At 46.5% G+C, this 570-nt stretch carries 1 protein-coding gene; it reads right to left on the bottom strand.

Annotated elements, in window-relative coordinates; genetic code table 11:
• On the bottom strand, nucleotides 1-564 hold a 564-nt coding region (locus R8O11_RS30005; RefSeq protein WP_318195232.1), incomplete at its 3' end, for a response regulator.
• Nucleotides 565-570 lie beyond the last annotated feature (6 nt).

Raw genomic sequence — 570 nt, forward strand, 5'->3', positions numbered from 1 at the left:
AGGCGACAACACGCCATAAATCGGATGACTCGAACGCGCAAGCGCTTCATACCCAAGCACCTCTCCACTTTGCGCATCCACCAGCGGTTGGTAATAGTTTTTCACTCGCCCTTCACCCAACGCGAATAAGAACTCTTGGTCTTGCACTTCGATGGGTTGAATAAACGTCGCCTTTTTGGTTTTTTCACCTTTCATTAGGCTCAGCAGTTCAACCACTTCGTTTTCGTCATACGGCTTAGGCAGCTTTCCTAACACCTCAAAGCTAAACTCTTCGCACATGGCACGCACCGCAGAGATGATGGTCAGCTCCATCGCACTGACTAACACAACTTGTCCTTGGTATTGAATCTGATCGAGCATTTCCATCATGTCGATGCCGTCTTTTCCTGGCATCTGGATATCGCAAAAAATCACATCAAAATGCTGACGTTGCGCACATTGAATCGCATCATCGACACCGTTGAAGGACGTTACTTGCGCGCAATAGCGATTCAATATCTGCGTAAGTATTGTGGTTTGTAGTGGATGGTCATCAATCACCATCACATTAAGCTGTGTATTCATTCATCT

The organism is Vibrio sp. 1288, assembly GCF_033344475.1.